19 protein-coding genes are annotated in these 25,580 nt (G+C 56.6%); 9 read left to right on the top strand and 10 right to left on the bottom strand.

Annotation, left to right across the window (positions count from 1 at the left end; genetic code table 11):
* The first annotated feature begins 33 nt into the window (after positions 1–33).
* From cmoM to QCD69_RS04850, 7 genes are all read left to right on the top strand, one after another.
* Entirely contained in the window at positions 34–816 is a 783-nt protein-coding gene (gene cmoM / locus QCD69_RS04880) for a tRNA uridine 5-oxyacetic acid(34) methyltransferase CmoM (RefSeq protein ID WP_301251211.1), read from the top strand.
* Positions 813–2,135 (top strand): chromosome partition protein MukF, encoded by a 1,323-nt coding sequence (gene mukF / locus QCD69_RS04875; RefSeq protein WP_125288713.1) that lies wholly within the window; start codon positions 813–815, stop codon positions 2,133–2,135. Before cmoM ends, mukF begins: the two co-directional genes overlap by 4 nt.
* The gene (mukE, locus tag QCD69_RS04870; protein ID WP_125288712.1) at positions 2,116–2,826 is read left to right on the top strand and encodes a chromosome partition protein MukE; all 711 of its coding nucleotides are present in this window, start codon (positions 2,116–2,118) and stop codon (positions 2,824–2,826) included. The genes mukF and mukE overlap by 20 nt, the downstream gene beginning before the upstream one ends.
* On the top strand, positions 2,823–7,274 hold the full coding sequence (gene mukB / locus QCD69_RS04865; RefSeq protein ID WP_301251210.1) for a chromosome partition protein MukB: 4,452 nt from the start codon (positions 2,823–2,825) through the stop codon (positions 7,272–7,274). The genes mukE and mukB overlap by 4 nt, the downstream gene beginning before the upstream one ends.
* A gap of 157 nt (positions 7,275–7,431) precedes the next feature.
* A complete protein-coding gene (gene ldtD / locus QCD69_RS04860) occupies positions 7,432–9,222 on the top strand; it encodes a L,D-transpeptidase (RefSeq protein ID WP_301251209.1) in 1,791 nt (596 codons plus the stop codon).
* 187 nt (positions 9,223–9,409) lie between these two features.
* Complete coding sequence (locus QCD69_RS04855) at positions 9,410–9,964, top strand: YcbK family protein (protein ID WP_301251208.1); 555 nt, start codon at positions 9,410–9,412, stop codon at positions 9,962–9,964.
* Between the two features lie 34 nt (positions 9,965–9,998).
* The gene (locus tag QCD69_RS04850; protein ID WP_301251207.1) at positions 9,999–10,628 is read left to right on the top strand and encodes an MBL fold metallo-hydrolase; all 630 of its coding nucleotides are present in this window, start codon (positions 9,999–10,001) and stop codon (positions 10,626–10,628) included.
* An 83-nt stretch (positions 10,629–10,711) separates the two neighbouring features.
* Here QCD69_RS04850 and QCD69_RS04845 read toward each other — a convergent pair whose 3' ends face one another.
* The 5 genes from QCD69_RS04845 to pncB form a co-directional block, all read right to left on the bottom strand.
* Entirely contained in the window at positions 10,712–11,902 is a 1,191-nt protein-coding gene (locus tag QCD69_RS04845) for an amino acid aminotransferase (protein ID WP_301251206.1), read from the bottom strand.
* Positions 11,903–12,084: 182 nt separating this feature from the next.
* The gene (locus QCD69_RS04840) at positions 12,085–12,450 is read right to left on the bottom strand and encodes a coiled-coil domain-containing protein (RefSeq protein WP_301251205.1); all 366 of its coding nucleotides are present in this window, start codon (positions 12,448–12,450) and stop codon (positions 12,085–12,087) included.
* A 259-nt stretch (positions 12,451–12,709) separates the two neighbouring features.
* Positions 12,710–13,861, bottom strand: a complete 1,152-nt coding sequence (ompF, locus tag QCD69_RS04835) for a porin OmpF (protein ID WP_301251204.1) — start codon at positions 13,859–13,861, stop codon at positions 12,710–12,712.
* A 300-nt stretch (positions 13,862–14,161) separates the two neighbouring features.
* The gene (gene asnS / locus QCD69_RS04830; RefSeq protein ID WP_253454691.1) at positions 14,162–15,562 is read right to left on the bottom strand and encodes an asparagine--tRNA ligase; all 1,401 of its coding nucleotides are present in this window, start codon (positions 15,560–15,562) and stop codon (positions 14,162–14,164) included.
* 167 nt (positions 15,563–15,729) lie between these two features.
* A complete protein-coding gene (gene pncB / locus QCD69_RS04825; protein ID WP_253454690.1) occupies positions 15,730–16,935 on the bottom strand; it encodes a nicotinate phosphoribosyltransferase in 1,206 nt (401 codons plus the stop codon).
* Positions 16,936–17,198: 263 nt separating this feature from the next.
* Here pncB and pepN point away from each other — a divergent pair, with 263 nt between their 5' ends.
* Positions 17,199–19,814, top strand: a complete 2,616-nt coding sequence (gene pepN, locus QCD69_RS04820) for an aminopeptidase N (RefSeq protein WP_253454689.1) — start codon at positions 17,199–17,201, stop codon at positions 19,812–19,814.
* Positions 19,815–19,878: 64 nt separating this feature from the next.
* Here the strand turns inward: pepN and ssuB are convergent, their stop codons facing one another.
* The 5 genes from ssuB to ssuE are packed head-to-tail and all read right to left on the bottom strand — an operon-like array spanning position 19,879 to position 24,135.
* Positions 19,879–20,667, bottom strand: a complete 789-nt coding sequence (gene ssuB / locus QCD69_RS04815) for an aliphatic sulfonates ABC transporter ATP-binding protein (RefSeq protein ID WP_253454688.1) — start codon at positions 20,665–20,667, stop codon at positions 19,879–19,881.
* A complete protein-coding gene (gene ssuC / locus QCD69_RS04810; protein ID WP_253454687.1) occupies positions 20,664–21,455 on the bottom strand; it encodes an aliphatic sulfonate ABC transporter permease SsuC in 792 nt (263 codons plus the stop codon). The genes ssuB and ssuC overlap by 4 nt, the downstream gene beginning before the upstream one ends.
* A gap of 7 nt (positions 21,456–21,462) precedes the next feature.
* A complete protein-coding gene (ssuD, locus tag QCD69_RS04805; RefSeq protein WP_253454686.1) occupies positions 21,463–22,608 on the bottom strand; it encodes an FMNH2-dependent alkanesulfonate monooxygenase in 1,146 nt (381 codons plus the stop codon).
* Positions 22,605–23,573 (bottom strand): sulfonate ABC transporter substrate-binding protein, encoded by a 969-nt coding sequence (locus tag QCD69_RS04800; protein ID WP_301251203.1) that lies wholly within the window; start codon positions 23,571–23,573, stop codon positions 22,605–22,607. The genes ssuD and QCD69_RS04800 overlap by 4 nt, the downstream gene beginning before the upstream one ends.
* A gap of 10 nt (positions 23,574–23,583) precedes the next feature.
* Positions 23,584–24,135, bottom strand: a complete 552-nt coding sequence (gene ssuE / locus QCD69_RS04795) for an NADPH-dependent FMN reductase (RefSeq protein ID WP_253454684.1) — start codon at positions 24,133–24,135, stop codon at positions 23,584–23,586.
* Positions 24,136–24,509: 374 nt separating this feature from the next.
* Between ssuE and pyrD the strand changes: the two genes are divergently transcribed.
* The gene (gene pyrD / locus QCD69_RS04790) at positions 24,510–25,520 is read left to right on the top strand and encodes a quinone-dependent dihydroorotate dehydrogenase (RefSeq protein ID WP_253461041.1); all 1,011 of its coding nucleotides are present in this window, start codon (positions 24,510–24,512) and stop codon (positions 25,518–25,520) included.
* Positions 25,521–25,580 lie beyond the last annotated feature (60 nt).

Genomic DNA, 25,580 nt, shown 5'->3' with positions numbered 1-25,580 from the left:
GATTCACCCTTTTGCCCAGCCCGGAGCCCGCTTATGCAGGATCGCAACTTTGATGATATTGCGGAAAAATTTTCGCAGAATATCTACGGCACCACCAAAGGCCGTATTCGCCAGGCCATCGCCTGGCAGGAGCTGGAGGCGATTCTGGCGACGCTGCCACAAAGGCCGCTGAGCGTGCTGGATGCGGGCGGCGGCGAAGGCCAAATCAGCTGTGGGCTGGCGAGCCTTGGCCATCAGGTTCTGCTGTGCGATTTATCCGAAGAAATGCTGCAGCGCGCGCGCCTTAACGCCAGCGAGCAAGGTGTGAGCGACCACATGGAATTCAGACAAATCAGCGCGCAGGAAGTCGGTCAGCATTTGGTTCAGCCTGTCGATCTGGTATTGTTTCACGCTGTGCTTGAATGGGTTGCCGAGCCGGAAGCGGTGCTGGCCGCGCTTTACGATACGCTGGCGCCCGGCGGCGTGCTCTCGCTGATGTTTTACAACCTCAACGGGCTGATGATGCAGACGCTGGTGCTGGGCAACTTTGGCTATATGCAGGCCGATTTGCGCAAGCGCAAACGTAAAACCCTGTCGCCGGACTATCCGCGCGACCCGGAGCAGGTCTATCGCTGGCTGGCGGAGATCGGCTTCACCGTCGAAAGCAAAGCCGGCGTGCGCGTTTTTCACGACTATATGCGCGATAAGCACAAGCAAACAGAACGATTTGACGAGATCCTGGCGCTGGAAAAGCGCTTTTGCCGCCAGGAGCCATTTTTAAGTTTGGGTCGCTATATCCACGTAACAGCGCGGAAGCCCATAAAGGACGAAGCATGAGTGAATTTTCCCAGACAGTACCGGAGCTGGTTGCCTGGGCGCGAAAAAATGATTTTTCCGTCTCGTTGCCTACCGAACGTCTGGCTTTTTTGCTGGCGGTCGCCACGCTTAACGGCGAGCGCATGGATGGCGAGATGAGCGAAGGCGAACTTACGGACGCCTTCCGTCACGTCAGCGAAGGATTTGAACAGACCAGCGAAACCGTCAGCGTCCGCGCCAACAACGCTATCAACGACATGGTGCGGCAGCGTTTGCTTAATCGCTTTACCAGCGAACAGGCTGAAGGGCAGGCCATTTACCGCCTGACGCCGCTCGCGATCGGCATCACCGATTACTACATTCGCCAGCGTGAGTTTTCTACGCTGCGGCTCTCCATGCAGCTTTCTATCGTGGCAAGCGAACTGAAGCGCGCGGCGGATGCGGCGGATGAAGACGGCGATGACTTTCACTGGCACCGCAACGTCTTCGCGCCGCTAAAATATTCCGTTGCCGAGATTTTTGACAGCATTGATATCACCCAGCGCATTATGGATGAGCAGCAGCAGGCGGTGAAAGACGATATCGCGCAGCTGCTCAACAAAGACTGGCGCGCGGCGATTGAAAGCTGCGAGATGCTGCTGAATGAAACCTCCGGCACGCTGCGCGAACTGCAGGATACGCTGGAAGCCGCAGGCGACAAGCTGCAGGCTAACCTGCTGCGGATCCAGGACGCCACTCTGGGCAGTCCCGACCTCGGCTTTATCGACAAGCTGGTGTTCGATCTGCAAAACAAGCTTGACCGCATTATCAGCTGGGGCCAGCAGGCCATCGATCTCTGGATTGGCTACGACCGCCACGTGCATAAATTTATCCGTACCGCGATTGATATGGATAAAAACCGCGTCTTCGCTCAGCGCCTGCGTCAGTCGCTGCAAAACTATTTCGACGCGCCGTGGGCGCTGACCTATGCCAATGCCGAACGCCTGTTTGACGTGCGTGACGAAGAGCTGACGCTGCGTAACGAAGAGGTGATGGGCGAACTGCCTGCCGAACTGGAATACGAAGAGCTGAGCGAAATTCGCGAGCAGCTGGCCGCCATGATCGAAGAGGCATTGGCCATCTATAAAGCCCAGCAAAAACCGCTGAATCTGGGCGTGGTGATGCGCGACTATCTGGCGCAATATCCCCGCGCCCGCCATTTTGACGTGGCAAGGATCGTGGTCGACCAGGCCGTGCGTTTAGGCGTCGCCGAAGCTGATTTTTCCGGTCTGCCCGCCGAGTGGCAGGCCATTAATGATTACGGAGCCAAGGTACAGGCGCATGTCATCGATAAATATTGAACAAGTGATGCCGGTTAAGCTGGCGATGGCGCTGGCTAACCCGTTATTTCCCGCGCTCGACAGCCAGCTGCGCGCGGGCCGCCATATCGGTATTGAAGAGCTGGACAATCATGCTTTTCTGATGGATTACCAGGAATATCTGGAAGAGTTTTACCTGCGCTATAACGTGGAGCTTATCCGCGCGCCGGAAGGCTTTTTCTATCTGCGTCCCCGCTCTACCACGCTGATTGCGCGCTCGGTGCTTTCCGAACTGGATATGATGGTGGGCAAAGTCCTGTGCTGGCTTTACCTCAGCCCCGAGCGGCTGGCCAATGAAGGCATCTTCACCCAGCAGGAGCTGTACGACGAACTGCTGACGCTGGCGGATGAAAGCAAGCTGCTTAAGCTGGTAAACCAGCGCTCAACCGGTTCGGATCTGGACCGTCAGAAGCTGCATGAAAAAATGCGCGCCTCCTTAAGCCGCCTGCGTCGTCTGGGCATGGTGTGGTTTATGGGCCATGACAGCAGCAAGTTCCGCATCACCGAATCCGTGTTCCGCTTTGGCGCCGACGTGCGTAGCGGGGACGATCCTCGCGAAGCGCAGCTGAGAATGATCAGAGACGGCGAGGCAATGTTTACGGAAAGCGGCCAGGCCCGCCAGAACGAAGAAGAGCAGGGTAACGACGCCGGCCAGGCGGAGGAAGAAGAATGATTGAACGCGGAAAATTTCGCTCGCTAACGCTGGTTAACTGGAACGGCTTTTTTGCCCGAACCTTCGATCTTGACGAACTGGTTACCACGCTGTCCGGCGGTAACGGCGCGGGGAAATCGACCACGATGGCCGCTTTCGTTACCGCGCTGATCCCCGATCTGACGCTGCTGCACTTTCGTAACACTACGGAAGCGGGCGCGACCTCCGGCTCGCGTGACAAAGGCCTGCACGGCAAGCTCAAGCCGGGCGTCTGCTATGCGGCGCTGGACGTGGTTAACTCGGTGCACCAGCGCGTTATCGTCGGCGTGCGCCTGCAGCAAATCGCCGGCCGCGACCGCAAAGTGGATATCAGACCGTTCAGTATTCACGGCCTGCCGACGTCCATTAACCCGACGGAGATCCTGACCGAAACGGTTAACGCTCGTCAGGCTCGCGTGCTGCCGCTCAGCGAGCTGAAAGAGAAGTTCGAAGCGATGGAGAGCGTGCAGTTTAAGCAGTACAACTCCATTACTGAATACCACTCGATGATGTTCGATCTGGGCATTGTGGCGCGTCGTCTGCGCTCTGCGGCGGATCGCAGCAAATACTACCGCCTGATCGAGGCGTCGCTGTACGGCGGCATCTCCAGCGCCATTACGCGCTCGCTGCGTGACTACCTGCTGCCGGAAAACGGCGGCGTGCGTAAGGCTTTCCAGGATATGGAAGCGGCGCTGCGTGAAAACCGGATGACGCTGGAAGCGATCCGCGTAACGCAGTCCGATCGCGATCTCTTTAAGCATCTTATCTCAGAAGCGACCAGCTACGTAGCCGCCGACTATATGCGCCATGCCAACGAGCGACGCGTTCACCTGGACGGCGCCATGCTGCAGCGCAGCGAGCTTTTCAGCAGCCGTAAACAGCTGGCCGCCGAGCAGTATCGCCATGTGGAAATGGCGCGTGAGCTGGCGGAGCATAGCGGGGCGGAAAGCGATCTGGAAACGGATTACCAGAGCGCCAGCGATCACCTTAACCTGGTGCAGACTGCCATGCGCCAGCAGGAAAAAATCGAGCGTTACGAAGGCGATATCGACGAGCTGACCTATCGCCTGGAAGAGCAGAACGAGGTCGTCGCTGAAGCGCGCGAAGTCCATGAAGAAAACGAAGCGCGGGCGGAAGCCGCCGAGCTGGAAGTGGACGAGCTGAAAAGCCAGCTGGCCGACTATCAGCAGGCGCTGGATGTACAGCAAACGCGCGCTATTCAATACCAGCAGGCGCTGGCGGCCTTACAGCGCGCTCAGGAAATTTGCCAGATCCGCGAGCTGACTATTGAGAACGCTCAGGAATGGCAGGAAACCTTCCGGGCGAAAGAGCAGGAAGCCACGGACAGGCTGCTGATGCTGGAGCAGAAAATGAGCGTGGCGCAGGCCGCGCACAGCCAGTTCGAGCAGGCGTTTGAGCTGGTGACGCGTATTGCCGGGCCGGTGAGCCGCAGCGAAGCCTGGCAGACCGGCCGCGAGCTGCTACGCGACGCCGGCAATCAGCGCTATCACGCCGATCAGCTCCAGTCGCTGCGCTCGCGTCTTTCAGAGATGGAGCAGCGGCTGCGCGAGCAGCAGGAAGCCGAGCGGTTGCTGAACGAGTTCTGCAAAAAGCACGGTCAGCAGTACGCGCCAGAAGAGCTGGAAGCATTGCAGTATGAGCTGGAAGCGCGCATTGAGCAGCTTGGCGAGAGCGTTGCCGACGCGGGCGAACGACGTCTGGCGATGCGCCAGGAGCTGGAGCAAGTGCGTGAACGTATCGCCCGCCTGACGCGACAGGCGCCGCAGTGGCTGAACGCGCAGGAAATTTTAACCCAGCTGCGCGAGCAGACCGGCGAGGCGCTGGAAAACGGCCAGCAGGTAACCGAGCATATGCAGCGCCTGCTGGAGCGCGAGCGTGAAACCACCGTTGAGCGTGATGAAGTCGCCAGCCGCAAACGCGAGGTGGAAAGCCAGATCGATCGGCTGAGCCAGCCGGGCGGATCGGAAGATGCGCGCCTGAACCAGCTGGCCGAGCGTTTCGGCGGCGTGCTGCTTTCTGAAATTTATGATGACGTCACCATTGAGGACGCGCCTTACTTCTCCGCGCTGTACGGCCCTGCGCGCCACGCTATCGTGGTGCCGGATCTGTCGCTGGTGCGTGAACAGCTGGACGGGCTGGAAGAGTGCCCGGAAGATCTCTATCTGATCGAAGGGGATCCGCAGTCGTTCGACGACAGCGTCTTCAATGTTGAAGAGTTACAAAAAGCGGTCGTGGTCAAAGCGGGCGATCGTCAGTGGCGCTATTCCCGCTTTCCGAAAGTCCCGCTGTTTGGCCGCGCCGCTCGTGAAAACCAGCTGGAGCTGCTGCGTGCCGAGCGCGAAACGCTGGCGGAACGCTACGCCACGCTCTCCTTCGACGTGCAGAAAACGCAGCGCCTGCATCAGGCGTTCAGCCGCTTTATCGGCGGCCATCTGGGCGTGGCCTTCGAGCCGGATCCGGAAGCGGAAATTCGTCAGCTGAATGGCCGCCGCGGCGAGCTTGAGCGCGCCATCAGCTCACATGAAAGCGAAAACCAGCAGCAGCGCCAGCAGTTTGACCAGGCGAAAGAGGGTGTCGCTCAGCTTAACCGACTGATGCCGCGCGTTAGCCTGCTGCTGGACGAAACGCTCCAGGATCGTCACGAAGAGCTGCTGGCGCGCCTGGACGAAGCGCAGGAAGCCGCACGCTTCCTGCAGCAGCACGGTGCCGCCCTCGCTAAGCTGGAGCCGCTGGTGGCGGTGCTGCAAAGCGACCCGGAACAGCATGAGCAGCTCAAGCTGGATTATCAGCAGGCGCAGCAGGCGCAGCGCGATGCGCGTCAGCAGGCTTTCGCCATCACCGAAGTGGTGCAGCGACGCGCGCATTTCAACTATGCGGACTCGGCCGGAATGCTTGACGGCAACAGCGACCTCAACGAGAAGCTGCGTCGTCGTCTTGAGCAGGCAGAGGCCGAACGTGCGCGTGCGCGCGAGCAGCTGAGAAACCATCAGGCGCAGCTGACGCAATACAGCCAGGTGCTCGCCTCGCTGAAAAGCTCGTATGATGCCAAGCGAGATATGCTGAAGGAGCTACAGCAGGAAATGCAGGCTATCGGCGTGCAGGCGGATGCCAGCGCGGAAGAGCGCGCGCGGCTGCGTCGCGACGAGCTTTATACGGCGCTGAGCAATAACCGCAGCCGCCGCAACCAGCTGGAAAAACAGCTGACCTTCTGTGAAGCGGAAATGGACGCGCTGCAGAAAAAACTGAAGCGCGTCGAGCGTGATTATCACCAGAGCCGCGAACAGGTGGTCAGCGCCAAAGCCGGTTGGGTCGCCGTTCTGCGCATGGTGAAAGATAACGGCGTCGAACGTCGTCTGCATCGCCGCGAGCTGGCCTATCTGGGCGGCGACGAGCTGCGCTCCATGTCGGATAAGGCGCTGGGCGCGCTGCGTCTGGCGGTCGCCGATAACGAGCACCTGCGTGATATCCTGCGCCAGTCGGAAGATCCTAAGCGGCCTGAGCGTAAAATTGAGTTCTTTATCGCCGTTTATCAGCATCTGCGCGAGCGTATCCGTCAGGATATTATCCGCACGGACGATCCGGTAGAAGCGATCGAGCAGATGGAAATTGAGCTGAGCCGTCTGAGCGAAGAGCTGACCGCTCGTGAGCAGATGCTGGCTATCAGCTCGCGCAGCGTGGCGAACATCATTCGCAAAACCATCCAGCGCGAGCAGAACCGTATCCGCCAGCTGAACCAGGGCTTGCAGAGCGTCAGCTTTGGTCAGGTACACAGCGTGCGGCTGAACGTCAACGTGCGGGAAACGCACGCCACGCTGCTGGACGTGCTTTCAGAGCAGCACGAACAGCATCAGGATCTGTTCAAGAGCCAGCGTCTGACCTTCTCCGAAGCGCTGGCGAAGCTCTATCAGCGCCTGAATCCGCAGATCGATATGGGACAGCGCACGCCGCAAACTATCGGCGAAGAGCTGCTGGACTACCGCAACTACCTTTCTATGGAAGTGGAGGTTAACCGCGGTTCTGATGGCTGGCTACGCGCGGAAAGCGGGGCGCTGTCGACGGGCGAGGCGATCGGCACCGGGATGTCGATTCTGGTGATGGTGGTGCAAAGCTGGGAAGAAGAGTCTCGCCGCCTGCGCGGTAAAGATATATCGCCTTGTCGCCTGCTGTTCCTGGATGAGGCGGCGCGTCTGGATGCCAAATCTATCGCCACGCTTTTTGAACTGTGCGATCGCCTTGAAATGCAGCTGATTATTGCCGCGCCGGAGAATATCAGCCCGGAGAAAGGCACGACCTATAAGCTGGTGCGTAAGGTTATCAACAACAGCGAGCACGTTCACGTGGTTGGCCTGCGCGGCTTCGCGGCCGAGCCTGCCAATATTTCGGCAGAGCCTGCCGAACTCTCCTCCTGAGTCGAACAGCACAAAATAATCGGCGGCACGTATAGCAAAATCCGTGCCGCCGAATTACTCTCTCAGGCGCGCCGCTGCATACGCGCGCCGTTTTCTTTTCTATACTAATAACATTATTCAGGCGTCGATCGTTCAGACCCGCTACAGGAGGCAAGGGATGTTGCTGACAGGAACTCATTTTGCAAAGCTTAGCCTGGCCTGCTGCCTGGCGTTAGCGCTGGGGCAAGCCGTACCCGCCGCTGCGGCCATGCCGCATTCGGCCGCCGTTTCCGCTTCGCAGGCGCAGGTAAAGCTACAATCGCTGTTTACTAACGGCTACCGGCCTTTTTATCTTAAAACGCTGGCATCGTTATATGCTACGCAGCATATGCAGCCTCTGTGGCAGGATCGCCAGGCCGTGCAGCAGTTTCAGCAGCAGCTGGCGGAAGTCGCGATTTCCGGCGTACAGCCGCAGTTCACGCAGTGGGTTAAATTATTAACCGATCCTGCGGTAACAGGTTTGGAACGAGACGTCGTGCTTTCCGACGCTATGCTTGGCTATCTGCAATTCGCTTCGACGGTGCCGGCTAAAGGCGAAACCTGGCTTTACAGCAATGTCCCCTACAAGCTGGAAGTTCCTGCCTTATCGGTGATTAACCAGTGGCAGCGGGCAATTGAGCATGGCGCCACGCATGCTTTTGTCGCCTCTTTGGCGCCGCAGCATCCACAGTATCCTTTAATGCACCAGGCGTTAAAAGATTTGCTGGCGGACAACCGCGCCTGGCCGCAGCTGACCGACAGACAAAGCCTGCGCCCTGGGCAGCTGAGCGACGATGTGCCTGCGCTGAGAGAAATTTTGCAGCGCACCAATATGCTGACGCCCGGCAGCGATACGCCAAAACCTGATGACGATGCGGTGCCGACTACGCCGGTCCCGGCTTCCTTCGTAGATGAAGAAATCGCGGTTAGCCCTTCGGCCTCTCCCGCAGAGCAAACTCCGCAGGCGAATACGCCGGAGCAGGCCGGCCACGTAGAAAGTGGTACGCTCAGTAATCCTGCCCATATCTATTCTGAAGATTTGGTGGCGGGCGTGAAACGCTTTCAGCGCTGGCAGGGCCTGGAGGCCGATGGCGTTATCGGGCCAAGAACGCGTGAATGGCTAAACGTTTCTCCGCAGCTGCGGGCCTCGCTGCTGGCGCTGAACATTCAGCGGCTAAGGCTGCTGCCGGATGATATGCATAACGGCATCATGGTGAATATTGCTAACTACTCGCTGAAATATTATCTGAATGGCAATCAGATCCTGGATTCCCGCGTTATCGTGGGCCGTCCGGATCGTAAAACGCCGCTCATGCGCAGTGCCTTAAACAACGTGGTGCTTAATCCGCCATGGAATGTACCCACCACGCTGGTGCGCAAAGATATTATCCCGAAGGTAAAACAGGATCCGAGCTACCTGTATAAGCACAACTACACGCTGCTTTCCGGCTGGAGCAGCGATGCTGAAGTGATCGATCCTTCCATGATTGACTGGCGGATGGTTTCGGCAGCTTCGTTCCCGTATCGTATCCGTCAGGCGCCAGGGGCAACGAACTCGCTGGGTCGTTATAAATTTAATATGCCAAGCTCGGACGCTATCTATCTGCACGATACGCCTAACCACAATCTTTTCCAGAAGGATATCAGGGCGCTGAGTTCCGGTTGCGTCAGGGTAAACAAGGCGTCTGATTTGGCTAATCTGCTGTTACAGGATGCGGGCTGGAATGATTCGCGTATCTCCAGCACGCTGAAGCAGGGTGATACCCGTTATGTGCCGGTGCGTCATCACATTCCGGTCAACCTGTATTATCTGACCGCCTGGGTCGCTGACGACGGACGTACGCAATATCGTACAGATATTTACAATTATGACCTGACGGCGCGCTCCGGGGCGCAGGTATTGGCGAAAGCTGGTCAATTATTACTCTAGTGGTTGATTCTTCAGGTTTTCTGATGTTGGCCTGCAGCCAGCCTGTCTGACGTGTACGGCAGCCTCTCCAGGAATTGCCGTATCCGTCACGTTTCGTCGGTTGACGCCACATTTCTACCCGGTTATGGTTCCGGGCGGTGAACGTTTCCACCGTTTCAGAACTTTTTTAGCCGGGTAACACAGATTAATGGATAAATTCGACTCTCATCGCCGTAAATTACTGGCCCTGGGCGGCGCGGCACTAGGCCTGTCGCTGCTTCCTGGCCAGGCTTTCGCTTCGCTTTCCACCTCACGTCCTCGCATTCTGACGCTGAATAATTTACATACCGGAGAAAGCCTTAAAACCGAGTTTTTCAACGGGAAAAGCTATGACAAGGATGAGTTAACGCGCCTTAACCATTTTTTTCGTGATTATCGCGCCAACAGGATCAAAAGCATCGATCCACATCTTTTCGATCAGCTGTATCGGCTCCAGGCGCTGTTGGATACGCGCAAGCCCGTACAGCTGATTTCCGGTTACCGTACGCTGGCGACCAACAACTCGCTGCGCGAACGCGGCAGCAGCACCGGCGTAGCTAAGCACAGCTATCATACGCTGGGCCAGGCAATGGATTTTCATATTGAGGGGATCGCCCTCAGCAATATACGCAAAGCGGCTCTTTCCATGCGGGCCGGGGGTGTAGGATACTATCCCAAAAGCAACTTTGTGCATATTGATACCGGGCCGGCAAGGCACTGGTAAGAAAATCCGGGCTGACCGGAATTAATGGAGCCTTATGAATTATCAAACTATTCCGGTAACGGCCTTTTCGCAGAACTGCTCTTTGATCTGGTGTCCGGTGACGCTGCAGGCCGCCATTGTCGATCCTGGCGGCGACGCAGAAAAAATTAAAGCGCAGACGACGGCAAAGGGCGTAACAGTTACGCAAATTCTGCTGACGCATGGCCATCTGGACCACGTAGGCGCGGCGGCTGAACTGGCTGCTTTTTATGCCGTACCGGTTGTTGGGCCGCATAAAGCAGATGCGTTCTGGCTGGAAGGGCTGCCGATGCAGAGCCAGATGTTTGGTTTTCCTGAATGCGCGCCGTTAACGCCCGATCGCTGGCTGGAAGAGGGTGAGGTTGTGCACGTGGGCGATATCTCGCTTGAGGTTCTGCTCTGTCCGGGCCATACGCCGGGTCATATCGTATTTTTTGATCGGGCTTCTCGCCTGCTGATCTCCGGCGATGTGATCTTCAGCGGCGGGGTGGGACGTACCGATTTCCCTCAGGGCAGCCATAGCGACCTGATTGCCGCGATCAAAAACAAGCTGCTGCCGCTTGGCGATGACGTCACCTTTTTACCCGGCCACGGCCCCAGCTCGACGCTGGGCAGAGAGCGGATTTCCAATCCTTTTCTGCAATAAAGCTGCCGTATAAAAAAGCCTGCGTAATGCAGGCTTTTTTATTGCGTGACGGATAAAATATTTCGCATCCGCTTTATGTGCACTTACAGCACGGCGGCAATCGCTTCGCACAGCGGCGCCATATTGTCCGGCGTCATTCCCGCTACGTTAACCCGGCCTGAATTGACCGCATAAACGCCAAACTCTTCCCGCAGTCTAATCACCTGATCTTTGGTCAGGCCGCTAAAAGAGAACATACCGTTCTGGTTGATAATAAAGCTGAAGTCGCCTTTCGCCCCTTTTTCCTGCAGGGTATTAACAAACAGCTGACGCATACGGTGGATGCGCTGGCGCATATCGGTCAACTCCTGCTCCCATAGGGTACGCAGCGCATCGTTGCCCAGGATAGTGGCGACGACCGCCGCGCCATGCGCAGGCGGATTAGAGTAGTTTGCGCGGATGGTAGCTTTAACCTGGCTAAAGGCCGTGTCGGCAATATCGGCCGCGCTGGCGACCAGCGTGAACGCGCCTACGCGCTCATTATAAAGCCCGAAGTTCTTCGAATAAGAACTGGCGACAATCAGCTCCTGGTGTCCGGCAGCAAAAATGCGCAGGCCCTCTGCATCTTCTTCCAGCCCACGCGCAAAGCCCTGATAGGCAAAGTCGAACAGCGGCAGCCAGCCTTTCGCCAGCGACATCTCGGCAAGCTCCTGCCACTGTGCGGCCGTAGGATCGATGCCGGTAGGGTTATGGCAGCAGCCGTGGAACAGCACAATATCGCCCGCCTGCGCTTCACGCAGCGCGTTCAGCATTCCGTCGAAATCCAGCGAATGGCTGGCCGCATCGTAATACTGATATTCACAGACTTCCAGTCCGGCGGACTGAAACACATTTTTATGATTAGGCCAGCTAGGATTGCTGACCCAAACGCGCCTGGCGCCGGTTTGCGCGGCAATAAAATCCGCCGCTACGCGCAGCGCGCCCGTACCGCCAGGCGTTTGCGCTGTACGCGCACGTTTGTCACGCAGGATGGCGTTATCTTTGCCAAACAGCAGCGCCTGCGTACATTTGCCAAAATCGGCCAGGCCATCAATGCTCAAATAATTTTTGGTCGTTTCATTTTCCAGCAGATACTGCTCGGCTTTTTTCACGCTGGTCAGCACCGGCGTTTTGCCGGTTTCGTCCTTATAAACGCCAATGCCAAGGTTAATTTTGTCAGGACGGTCGTCCGCACGATAAAGGTCGGCTAAGCCAAGGATAGGATCTGCGGGTGCAGCTGCAATGCGTTCAAACATAATGAAAGTCCGTTATAACCTGAAACGAAATGAGAATTCAGGGTACCGCCACTATGATAAAAATGCCAACCGTTTGCGCTAAAAACAGTGAAAGAATGCCCTGGATAAAGGTAGCGGCAGCCAGCTGCTATAAACACCTGTAAAGGTAAAATAAGCGCGGCCGCTTTCCTGGCGTACGGGGCCTATAGCCAATGAAAACCTCTGGCCATAATGTAGGCCAGGCCCAGCGCAACGCCGATCAGCGCGCTAAACATCAGGCGAAAATCAGTCTGCATATCTTTGCGGATATCTTTCATCTCACCGCGTACGTCCTGTATCTCACCGCGTACGTCCTGTATCTCACCGCGCACGTCCTTTATCTCGCCGCGTACATCCTTTATTTCCCCACGAATATCATGGAGCTCGTTTCTGATATCGTTAACGTCATGTCTGAGCCAGGCGATATGCATTTCGATACGGGTAAAGCGCGCTTCCGTCTCGGTTTCTTTTTTTTCCTGCTGGTTGCTGTGGTTTGACAGCGTTAGCAGAAGAGGGCTGTCCATATCCATATTGGCTCTCCTTAAGCTAAATCCAGACTGATTTTTTCATGTTCACGCGTGGCTAACAAACACTTTTGGAAATTTTTCAGGAACGCTGCGGCATGGCTCGAATTTTTATGAAACGGAAAAAGAAATTACATAGGGAAGCGACAGGTTTTATTTAGCAGCACGGGCAAGTCAGGAAGGGAATAAGGGCAGGCAGAGAAAAGCGAAGGTGCAGACAATAAAAAAGCGGGGCCGAAGCCCCGCCAGACGATTTGTTGCTTGATTAGAACTGGTAAACCAGACCTACAGCCACGGTGTCGTCGGTGTTCAGACCCAGTGGATTGTTGTCATCCAGCAGGTTGATCTGGTAGTCAACGTAAGTAGACATGTTTTTGTTGAAGTAGTAGGTTGCGCCCACATCAACATATTTGATCAGGTCAGCATCGCCAACGCTTTCGATATCCTTGCCTTTAGACTGCACGTAGGCCAGGGATGGACGCAGACCGAAGTCAAACTGATACTGCGCAACCAGCTCAATGTTCTGAGCCTTGTTAGCAAAAGAGCTAATAGAAGCATCGCTGCCATCGGCAAAGGTGCCGCTGTAAGAGATTGGTGTGGCGTTACGGGTTTCACCGTACATGGCTGCCAGGTACACGCTGTTAGCGTCATATTTCAGCGCGGTCGCCCATGCTTCAGCACGTTTACCCGCGCCGCTGTTAAGCGTGATGGAATCAGCGGAGTTGTCTGAGTTAGTCACGGTACGAACACCGGATGCCTGCGCATTAGTACGATCGTAAGAACCGTAGGCGCCGGAGATACCTACGCCGATTGGCGAAGTATAGGTAGTTGAAAGCGCGTAGCCATCACCGTTGGAACGACGCACGTCGTCACGGTCGTTTTTGCCCTGATACTGTACGGCAAAGTTCCAGCCGTCAACCAGGCCAAAGAAGTTGGTGTTGCGGTAGGTCAGCACGCCAGTCGTACGGCCGCCCAGGATGCCCAGGTCGCTATAGGCAGAGTCGCCGCCGAACTCTGGCAGCATATCGGTCCAGCCCATTGGATCGTACAGCAGGCTGTAGTTACGGCCGTAATCGATAGAGCCGTACTCAGCGAATTTCAGACCAGCGAAGCCCAGACGGGTTTTGTTGCCGTCCTGCGCGTCGGAGCCGCCTTCAGAATTGTTTGCCTGGATGTTGTATTCCCACTGGCCGTAGCCGGTGAGCATATCGTTAATCTGGGTTTCACCTTTGAAACCAAAACGCACGTAGCTCTGGTCGCCATCGTTGCCGTCGTTATCAGAGAAATAGTGCAAACCAACTGCTTTCCCATAGAGGTCCAGCTTATTGCCGTCTTTGTTATAGATTTCTGCTGCATTGGCTGCACCAGCGGCTAACAGGGCTGGGATAACCAGTGCCAGAATATTGCGCTTCATCATTATTTATTACCCTCATTGGAGTTATCTGGACACCTGCCACTGCCGTCAATAATTCTTTACAGAACTACGATGAGAGTTTGGTGTCTTCCTGTATCTGCACGCATCTTTCCATTCGCGGTGCGGTTAATCTACCTCGAAAATGCTACTAATATCCTATTCTGGTTACAGGAAGAAAATTTGTGTTTCAATATGTAAATAAAACGGAACTTTGTGAACTATATCTAAATTTACAAAAATAAAAAAAGGCCAGCGAGGCTGGCCTTAGTTATATATATGAATTTCTTATATTTAATGCAAAAATCAGAAGCTGGCGTTGCGCGGCGTCCTTGGGAAGGCGATGACGTCCCTGACATTTTGCACGCCGGTAACGTAGGCGATCAGGCGCTCAAAACCTAAGCCGAAGCCGGAATGAGGCACGGTGCCGTAGCGGCGCAAATCGCGATACCACCAGTAGTCTTCTTTGTTCAGCCCCATCTCCGCCAGACGCGCGTCCAGCACGTCCAGACGCTCTTCACGCTGCGAACCGCCGATGATTTCACCAATGCCCGGCGCCAGAACGTCCATCGCCGCCACGGTTTTGCCATCGTCGTTCAGGCGCATATAGAACGCCTTGATGTCTTTCGGGTAGTTTTTCACTACGACCGGCGCTTTAAAATGTTTCTCCGCCAGGTAGCGCTCGTGCTCGGACGAGAGATCGATACCCCAGGAGACGGCGTTTTCAAACTTCTCGCCGCAGGCTTTCAGGATCTCGATAGCATCGGTGTAATCCACCTGCGCAAAATCGGTAGTAACAAATTGCTCCAGGCGAGTAATCGCTTCTTTGTCTACGCGTTCGGCAAAGAAAGCCATATCGTCGGCACGTTCGGCCAGGACGGCCTTAAAGACGTACTTCAGCATGGCTTCAGCCAGCGCGGCGTTATCTTCCAGATCGGCGAAGGCCACTTCCGGCTCCAGCATCCAGAATTCCGCCAGGTGACGGCTGGTATTGGAGTTTTCAGCGCGGAAAGTCGGGCCGAAGGTGTAGATTTTGGAAATCGCGCTGGCGTAGGTTTCACCGTTAAGCTGGCCGGAAACGGTCAGGAACGCCTCTTTACCGAAGAAATCTTCATCGTAATTGACTTTGCCTTCCGGCGTACGCGGCAGGTTTTCCATATCGAGCGTGGAGACGCGGAACATTTCACCAGCGCCTTCCGTATCGGAAGCGGTGATCAGCGGGGTGGAGACCCAGAAAAAACCCTGCTCGTCAAAGAAGCGATGCAGCGCCTGCGCCAGCGTATGGCGAACGCGCGCGACGGCGCCGATCAGGTTAGTGCGCGGACGCAAATGCGCCACTTCACGCAGATACTCGATGCTGTGACGCTTGGCCGCCATCGGATAGGTGTCCGGATCGTCGACCCAGCCCACGACTTCCACCGCGCTGGCCTGGATCTCAAAGCTCTGGCCCTGGCCTGGCGAGGCCACGACTTTTCCGGTGATTGCCACGGAACAGCCGGTGGTCAGGCGCAGCACTTCTTCCTGGTAATTATTCAGAGAATTATTAACGACGGCCTGGACAGGATTAAAGCAGGAACCGTCGTAGACGGCGATAAAGGAAATACCGGCTTTTGAATCTCTTCGGGTACGCACCCAGCCGCGAACGGTGACTTCGCTGTCAACCGCGATCCGGCCTTGCAGTACATCCGCTACAGGCACAACGCTCATATAAGTCTCTCTTTTCATCAGAATTAAAATTACCCGAAACCGGGGCAATGCTATGTTACTTGCCAGAAGATGAGACACAAGAAGAATTCGTTGCGAGGCAGGAGATTTCTTAACGAAAGGCAATCAGAAAGAGAGAAAGGCAGGGCGCCTTTCTCTCTGTAGGCAGCCTAGCTGGCTTTTTTCACCAGCGGCAGATCGAACGCCTTGCGCAGGGCGCGAACAAAAGCTTTATCCTGGCAAATGGTTTTGCCGGGGCTGTCGGAGAGTTTGGCGACCGGTTTGCCGTTGCACTCTACCAGCTTAATGACGATATTCAGCGGTTTTACCTGAGGGATATCGCAGGTCAGCCGCGTGCCGATACCGAAAATGACCTCGATGCGCTGGCCAAAGTGGCGATAAAGCTCCACCGCTTTTGGCAAATCGAGATTGTCTGAAAAGACCAGCGTTTTTTCCTGCGGATCGATGCCGAGCTTTTCGTAATGCGCAATGGCTTTTTCACCCCATTCCACGGGATCGCCGGAGTCATGGCGCAGTCCCTGATAGCTGCTGGCGAAATTCAGGCCGAAATCACGCAGGAAAGCGTCCATGGTGATGCAGTCGGTCAGCGCAATACCCAGACGGTTCGGATACTCCTCCAGCCAGGCCTGCAAGGCGGCGCGCTGGCTGTTGGCCAGAACAGGGCTGATCTGCTGATGTGCCTGGAACCATTCATGCGCCTGCGTGCCCACCGGCGCGAGCTGTAGCTGCCGGGCAACATCGTAGTTGCTGGAGCCGACCAGCCAGGGGAAATCGGCTTTTAGCGTGCTGACAATCGCCAGCTGCACATCGCGGGAGAAACGGCGGCGCGTACCGAAGTCCATCAGCTTAAAGCGGGACATATCCAAATCTGCCGTCAGCTTGCCGAAATCAAGCAGCTTGCTTTGCAGACGCTCGACGGCCATCGCGGGGACGACCAGCGGCGAGCGGTGGCGGTGCACCACTTCGCTGATCAGCGCCAGCAGCGGCACCTCCCACATAATCACCTCCCGCCACGGGCCGGCGATGCGGATATCCAGCTTGCCCTGATGATTGCGGATGCGCACCTGAGCAGGGTCATAGCGGAATTGTTTCAGCCACTGCAGATAATCCGCGCTGAAAAACGGCAGTCCGGCAAGATAGCGGCTCTCTTCGTCGCTGAGCGCCAGCGACTGCATCAGGGTCACCTGTTGAGCGATTTCCTCAGCGTAGATGCCAAGCAGATCGTCGCCACGGCAGCGAAACTCAGCCACTACGGAAACGTTCTGATAGCGATGAAATACCGCCTGCTGCATATGCAGCTTATAGGCGTCCGTATCCAGCAGCGTGGTCAGTATCGGGGAAGCATGTCGTGTCATGGTGCGTTTCAGCATCCTCTGGCGAAGAGCGTTATCCCTGGTTTAAAAAATAGTAATGACGCAGGAGTATAACTTGAATACTCATTTATTGAACCCGATCACAGCACAATTCGATCCGGCAGGTCGAGGGCAATCCGTGCGATTGTTAAGAGGATGTAGCTTTTAACAGCAATTCCGACCGCCCGACGCGATTCTCCATGGCAACATTGCAGGAAGCGGAATAGACTTGCAAAGTTAACTAATTATCGACATGAGAAGCACTTATGACGCAACTGCCACAAGCCAAAAATCGCCATGATTATCGTGCGCCGGATTACACCATTACCGACATCGATCTGACGTTTGAACTGGATGCCGCAACCACCCGTGTGACGGCCGTCAGCCGCGTAAAGCGTTTGGGCCAGGCTGATGCGTCGCTGCGTCTGGATGGGGAAGATCTGACGCTGGTCTCGCTGGAGATTGACGATCGGCCCTGGACGGATTACGCGCTGGAAGAGGGCGCGCTGATAGTTTCCGGCCTGCCGGAGTCATTCACGATGAAAATCGTCAACGATATTCATCCGGATAAAAACAGCGCGCTGGAAGGCCTGTATAAATCGGGCGAGGCGCTTTGTACCCAGTGTGAGGCCGAAGGCTTCCGCCATATCACCTGGTATCTGGATCGGCCTGACGTGCTGGCTCGCTTCACCACAACCATCATCGCGGAACAACAACTTTATCCCTATCTGCTGTCAAACGGCAACCGGATAGCCGGCGGCGAAGCGGAAAACGGACGTCACTGGGTAAAATGGGAAGATCCTTTTCCAAAGCCGTGCTACCTGTTTGCGCTGGTGGCAGGCGACTTTGACGTGCTGCGCGACAGCTTTAAAACGCGCTCCGGCCGGGATGTTGCGCTGGAGATCTTCGTGGATCGCGGCAACCTCGATCGCGCCGACTGGGCAATGACCTCGCTGAAAAACAGCATGAAGTGGGACGAGCAGCGTTTCGGCCTGGAATACGATCTGGATATCTTTATGATCGTTGCCGTCGACTTCTTCAACATGGGCGCGATGGAAAATAAAGGCCTGAACGTCTTTAACTCTAAATACGTGCTGGCGAAAGCGGAAACGGCGACGGATAAAGACTATCTGGGCATTGAAGCGGTGATCGGCCACGAATATTTCCACAACTGGACGGGCAACCGCGTCACCTGCCGCGACTGGTTCCAGCTTAGCCTGAAAGAGGGCCTGACCGTATTCCGCGATCAGGAATTCAGTTCCGATCTCGGCTCTCGCGCGGTCAATCGTATCGATAACGTGCGCGTGATGCGCGGCGCGCAGTTTGCCGAAGACGCCAGCCCAATGGCGCATCCGATCCGCCCTGAGCAGGTGATCGAGATGAACAACTTCTATACGCTGACCGTGTATGAAAAAGGGTCTGAAGTTATTCGTATGCTGCACACCCTGCTGGGCGAGGCGAATTTCCAGAAAGGCATGCAGCTTTACTTCGAGCGCCACGACGGCAGCGCAGCGACCTGCGACGATTTTGTGCAGGCGATGGAGGATGCTTCCAACGTCGATCTTTCCCAGTTCCGCCGCTGGTACAGCCAGTCCGGCACGCCGGTGCTTTCCGTACGCGATGACTATAACGCCGAGCTACAACAGTACACGCTGCACGTTACCCAAATGACGCCGCCAACGGCCGATCAGAAAAACAAGCTGCCGCTGCATATTCCGCTGGATATCGAGCTTTACGACAGTGAAGGCAACGTCATTCCTTTGCAGCACAATGGTCATCCGGTTCATCATGTGCTGAACGTGACGGAAGAGTTCCAGAGCTTTGTGTTCGACGAGGTTTATCAGCAGCCGATCCCCTCGCTGCTGCGTGAATTCTCCGCGCCGGTGAAGCTGGACTACAACTGGAGCGATGCGCAGCTGACTTTCCTGATGCGCCATGCCCGTAACGATTTCTCACGGTGGGACGCTGCGCAAAGTCTGCTGGCGACCCATATCAGGCTGAACGTCGCCCGCTTCCAGCAGGGCCAGCCGCTTTCGCTGCCGCTGCACGTTGCCGATGCTTTCCGCGCCGTGCTGCTGGAGGAAAACAGCGATCCGGCATTGATGGCGCTGATCCTGACGCTGCCTGGCGAAAACGAAATTGCCGAGCTGTTTGAGGTAATCGATCCGGTAGCCATTGCGGAAGTGCGCCGTGCGCTGCTGAGCACGCTGGCTACGGAGCTGGCGGATGAGTGGCTGGCGGTTTACAACGCGCATCGCGTGGACGAATATCGTATCGATCATGCCGATATCGGCAAGCGCGCGCTGAAAAATACCTGTCTCAACTACCTGGCCTTCGGCGAAACAGGGCTGGCCGAGAAACTGGTTACCGCCCAGTTCCGTCAGGCGAACAATATGACCGACTCGCTGGCGGCGATGACGGCCTCGGTTGCCGCGCAGCTGCCGTGCCGGGAAACGCTGCTGGCCGAATTCGACGAGCGCTGGCATAAAGATGGCCTGGTGATGGACAAGTGGTTTACTTTGCAGGCCACCAGCCCGGCTGCGGACGTACTTAGCCGCGTTCGCGCGCTGCTCAGCCATCGTTCCTTTACGCTAAGCAATCCAAACCGTATCCGTTCGCTAATCGGCGCGTTCGCCTCGGCTAACCCTTCCGCCTTCCACGCTGCTGACGGTAGCGGTTACCAGTTCCTGGTGGAGATCCTGACCGATCTGAATACGCGCAATCCTCAGGTTGCCTCGCGCATCATTGAGCCGCTGATCCGCTTTAAACGCTACGACGAAGCCCGTCAGGCGCTGATGCGCGGCGCGCTTGAGAAGTTAAAGGCACTGGAGAACCTTTCCGGCGACCTTTACGAAAAAATCAGCAAGGCGCTTCAGGACTAATCGTCCGGCGTAAATGACAAAAAGCCCCGACAGTCGGGGCTTTTTCTTTTAGCAACGGCGTAAATCAGCGTTGCGCGTAGCGTTTTTCTTCTTCCACCGGCGAGCGTTTCATGACGCGATCCAGCACTTTCGCTTCCAGCTCTGCCAGCCGCACGGAGCCTTTACGGCGCGGGCGCGGCAGGTCGATTACCAAATCCAGCCCGATATTGCCTTCTTCAATCAGCAGCACCCGGTCAGCCATCGCCACGGCTTCGCTGACGTCATGGGTGACCAGCAGCACGGTGAAATGATGCTGCTGCCACAGCGACTCGATCAGATCCTGCATTTCAATACGCGTCAGCGCATCCAGCGCGCCTAAAGGCTCATCCAGCAGCAGCAAACCCGGCCGGTGGATCAGCGCGCGGGCCAGCGCCACACGCTGCTTTTGCCCGCCGGACAGCGCCGCAGGCCATTCGTTGGCGCGTTCCGCCAGGCCGACGGCTGCCAGCGCCTCCAGCGCGTCGCTTTTCCAGGCACGGCCTTTCAATCCCAGGCCAACGTTATCGATAATGCTTTTCCACGGCAGCAGGCGCGCATCCTGAAACATCAGGCGGGTATCGTCTCTGGCTTCGCTCAGCGGCGCGCTACCGGCCAGCAGCTCGCCGGCGCTGCTTTTTTCCAGCCCGGCCAGCAGGCGAAGCAGGGTACTTTTACCGCAGCCGCTGCGTCCGACCACCGCCACAAACTGGCCGGAAGGAATATGCAAATCGATGTTATTCAGCACGGTGCGGCCGTGATACTGCTTGCTGACGCGGTTAACGATCAGAGGCGTACCGGCGTTAAGACGCGCTGGAGAAGACGTTAACTCGCTCATGCGTTTTCCTCTTTAAGTTGATAAGCCGGATGCCAGCGCAACCAGACGCGTTCCAGTAACAGCGCGCTGACGTCAGCCAGTTTACCGAGCAGGGCATACAGGATAATGGCAACCACCACGATATCGGTCTGCAAAAATTCGCGCGCGTTCATTGCCAGATAGCCGATGCCGGAGTTGGCGGAAATGGTTTCCGCCACGATCAGCGTCAGCCACATCAGGCCCAGGGCAAAGCGCACGCCGACCATAATGGAGGGCAGCGCGCCCGGCAGCACCACCTGAATAAACAGGCTCCAGCCGGAGAGGCCATAGCTGCGGGCCATCTCTACCAGGCCGCGATCGATATTGCGGATGCCGTGATAGGTATTGAGATAAATAGGGAACAGCGTACCCAGCGCCACCAGAAAAATCTTGGCGGATTCGTCAATGCCAAACCACAGGATCACCAGCGGGATCAGCGCCAGGTGCGGCACGTTACGCAGCATTTGCACCGACGTGTCCAGCAGCCGTTCGCCCAGGCGCGACATGCCGGTAATCAGGCCGAGGATCAGGCCGATGGAACCGCCAATGCTGAAGCCGACCGCCGCACGCCAGCTGCTGATCGCCAGGTGCTGCCACAGCTCGCCACTGGCCGACAGCTTCCAGAACGTAATCACTATGGCTTCTGGCGAAGGCAAAATACGGGTAGAAAGCCAGCCGGTCTGTGAGGCGATTTGCCACACGATCACCAGCGCAATGGGCAGTGCCCATGGGATCAGCTGATTGCCGATACGATTAAGCGGTTTGCTCATAGCCACCTCAGCTCTGCGACACTTTTTGTGGAGCGAAATCATGCGCTACGGCTTCGCCGTGCGCGGTAATGTTGTTCGGCTGCGGCACTTCCGGCACGTTCAAATCGAGATGCGGGAACAGCAGCTCGCCGACGCGATAGGCCTCTTCCAGATGTGGATAGCCGGACAAAATAAACGTCTCGATGCCCAGATCGGCATACTCCTGCATCCTGGCCGCTACGGTAGCGCCATCGCCGACCAGCGCGGTGCCCGCGCCGCCGCGTACCAGTCCGACGCCCGCCCACAGGTTGGGTGAAATCTCCAGCTTATCGCGACGTCCGCCGTGCAGGGCGGCCATGCGGTGCTGACCGACCGAATCGGTTTTTGCCAGCGCGGCCTGCGCCTTAGCAATAGTGGCGTCATCCAGATGCGAAATCAGACGATCTGCCGCTTTCCAGGCCTCTTCATTGGTCTCCCGCACGATAACGTGCAGGCGGATGCCGAACTTCACCGTTCTGCCCTGGGCCGCCGCTTTCGCCCGCACCTGCTCAATCTTCTCTTTGACCTGCGCCGGCGGTTCGCCCCATGTCAGGTAGACATCGACCTGTTCCGCTGCCAGATCCTGAGCAGGTTCGGAAGAGCCGCCAAACCATAACGGCGGACGCGGCTGCTGCACGGGCCGAAACATCAGCCGGGCGCCGCGAACGTGCACGTGCTTGCCTTCGTAATCCACCGTTTCGCCTTCCAGCACGCGACGCCAGACGCGGGTAAATTCCGCCGACTCAACATAGCGCTCACGGTGATCCAGAAAGACGCCGTCGCCCGCCAGCTCTTCCGCATCGCCGCCGGTCACCAGGTTAAACAGCGCACGGCCGTTTGACAGCCTATCCAGCGTGGCGGCCTGGCGCGCGGCCTGCGTAGGGGAGATTACGCCGGGACGCAGCGCAACCAGAAAACGCAGGCGCTGCGTCACGGGGATCAGCGACGCGGCCACCAGCCAGGCATCCTCACAGGAACGCCCTGTTGGGATCAGCACACCACCAAAACCCAGACGATCGGCAGCCTGAGCAATTTGCTGCAGATAAGCGTGGTCGACAGGACGCGCGCCCTCCGTCGTGCCTAAATAGTGACCATCGCCATGCGTGGGCAGAAACCAGAAAACGGAAAGGCTCATTGTGGGACTCCTTGCGTAGCGGCGGCGACATGCCAGACACGGCTGGCGATATCGACTTTCACCGGCATTAAATGGTTAGCGTAAAAGAGATCGGCGGTATGCTGCTGGGCCTGCACGGTTTTCTCGCTGACCGGGCCAATAACGGTCGGCGGACGGTGATCGAGATAGCTGGCGATAACCGGTTTCGGCAGGCCGATAGTTTGCGAAAGCAGGGCAATGCTCTGCTCGCGATCGCTGCGGGTCAGCTCGTCGGCCTTGCTGAACGTCTCCAGCACCTGCTGCACGAAAGCGCCGTTGGCTTCAGCAAAAGGGCGGGTCGCCAGATAAAACGAACCGGTCAGGTTCAGCCCGTCGCCATCGGCCAGCACCCGCACGCCGCCCTGCAACAGCGCGGCGGAATAGTAGGGATCCCAGATAGCCCAGGCATCGACATCGCCCTGCTGGAAAGCCGCGCGGGCATCGGCAGGCGTCAGATAGGCAGGCTGAATATCACTGAATTTCAGCCCGGCTTTGGTCAGCGCGCGCAGCAGTAAATTGTGCGAGCTGGAGCCCTTCTGGAAAGCCACCTTATGGCCTTTCAGTTCGGCGACGCTTTTAATCGGGCTGTTTTTGGCTACCAAAATCACTTCGGACTGTGGCTTGGGCGGCTCTGAGCCGACATAAAGCAGATCGGCGCCGGCCGCCTGGGCGAAGATTGGCGGAATGTCGCCCGTGCTGCCCAAATCGATGCTGTTAACATTCAGCGCTTCCAGCATTTGCGGGCCGGCCGGAAACTCAATCCATTTAATCTGCGTATGAGGGAAACGCTTTTCCAGCAGCTGATGCGAGCGGGCCAGCGCCATGCTCACCGACCCTTTTTGATAGCCAATACGGAAAGCGGCAGGCGCGGCCTCGTCCGCCAGCGCGCCGCCAGTGAACAGCGCGCTGAAGGCCAGCGCCGAGACAAAACGTGTAAACAGGCTCATGGGCGCTTCCTTATACCGCTGCGGCCAGCCGCTGATGACGACGCGACAGCGCATACCAGAAGGTGTCGAGTGATTCCGCAATGCGTTCGGCAAGCAGGGGAGAAAGTTCGGGCTGGCGATCGTAATGGCTAATCTGGCTGTCGTCGGCAAACACGCCGTGCAGCACCTCCTGCGCCTTCAGCGCGTTAAGCACCGGTTTTAGCGCATAGTCCACGGCCAGCATATGCGCGATGGTGCCGCCGGTCGCCAGCGGCAGCACCACTTTATGCTCCAGCGCGCGTTCCGGCAGTAAGTCGAGCAGGGTTTTTAACGCGCCGGAAAAAGAGGCTTTATAAACCGGCGTGGCGACGATCAGCCCATCGGCGTTAGCCAGATCCTCTTTTAAAGCCAGCAGCGCAGGCGAGTCGAAGCGGGCGTAAAGCAAATCCTCTGGAGGAAAGTTATGCAGGTTCCAGGGGATCACCTCGGCGCCTCGTTGCTCCAGCGCGTGCTGGCACAGGGTCAGCAGCGCGGTTGACCGCGAAGGATAGCGAGGACTGCCTGCCAGAGTAATAACGCGCATCATCTCTCCTTATAACCAAAAGTTATTGATTAAAATAATTCCTGAACTTATGGAACTATCCTGGCAGAGTGTGACGGACGCCTTAAATGATTTATCCGGCATATTTAAGTTACTTTTTGACTAAGCGAAAAACAGATAACAGGAAAGCGCGGAAAAAGAGAGGGATGGGGGCACGCAAACGTTTTACTTTCCCGGCAAAGGACTTTACCATTTTCCCCCGCGCCTGCAGCGTTGCTGCGCATGTCGAAGGCCGCTGTTCTTTGTATCTGATAACGTATAAAAGCGAAGAAGGCGTGTCGACTGCACAGTTTTCAGGGTTGCTGAGGCAACCGTTAGTCCTTTTCCGGCCCGGCATTATGGGCTACTCAGGAGCGATCATGTATAACCTGGTTCGTAACGCGCTTTTTCAGCTCGACGCCGAGCGTGCGCACGAATTGACCCTTCAGCAGCTGCACCGGATAACCGGAACGCCGCTTATTCATCTGGTTCGACAAACTCTTCCTTTTAAGCCCGTCAACTGCATGGGCCTGACGTTCAAAAACCCGCTGGGCCTGGCGGCGGGGCTGGATAAGAACGGTGAATGTATTGACGCCTTCGGCGCAATGGGCTTTGGCTTTATTGAAGTCGGCACCGTGACGCCACGACCACAGGCGGGGAACGATAAGCCGCGTATGTTCCGCATCAGAGAGGCGGAAGGCATTATTAATCGTATGGGATTCAATAATCTGGGCGTGGACCAGCTGGTCAATAATGTCAGGCAGGCTCGCTTCGACGGCATTCTGGGCATCAATATCGGCAAAAATAAAGATACGCCGGTCGAAATGGGTAAAGAAGATTATTTAATCTGTATGGAGAAAGTTTATCCTTATGCAGGTTATATTGCGATCAACATCTCATCGCCGAATACGCCAGGGTTACGCACGCTGCAATATGGTGAAGCGCTGGACGATCTTTTGCAGGCGATTAAGCACAAACAGCAGGCGCTGGAAAATCAGCATCAAAAATATGTGCCGGTAGCGGTCAAAATTGCGCCGGATTTAGCTGAAGAAGAACTTATCCAAATTGCCGACAGCCTGGTGCGGCATAATATTGATGGCGTGATCGCTACCAATACCACGCTGGATCGTTCGCTGGTTAGCGGCCTGAAATACAGCGAAGAAACGGGCGGCCTGAGCGGGCGTCCGGTACAGCTGAAAAGTACGGAAATCATTCGCCGTCTCTCGCAGGAACTGCAGGGCCGGCTGCCGATTATCGGCGTAGGCGGCATAGATTCGCTGGTGGCAGCCAAAGAAAAAATGGCGGCGGGCGCCTCGCTGGTGCAGATATATTCCGGTTTTATTTACAAAGGGCCGCCGCTGATTAAAGAAATTGTCAGTCATATTTGATTAAATGCAGGCTTAACGGGGCCAGGGGGTTTATTTTCCCCTCTGGCTCGTTTATATTTT

The organism is Erwinia sp. PsM31 (genome assembly GCF_030433775.1).
GTDB classification, from domain to species: domain Bacteria; phylum Pseudomonadota; class Gammaproteobacteria; order Enterobacterales; family Enterobacteriaceae; genus Erwinia; species Erwinia aeris.
The sequence above is the reverse complement of the archived record's forward strand: the minus strand, read 5'-3'. Positions and strand labels throughout refer to the sequence as shown.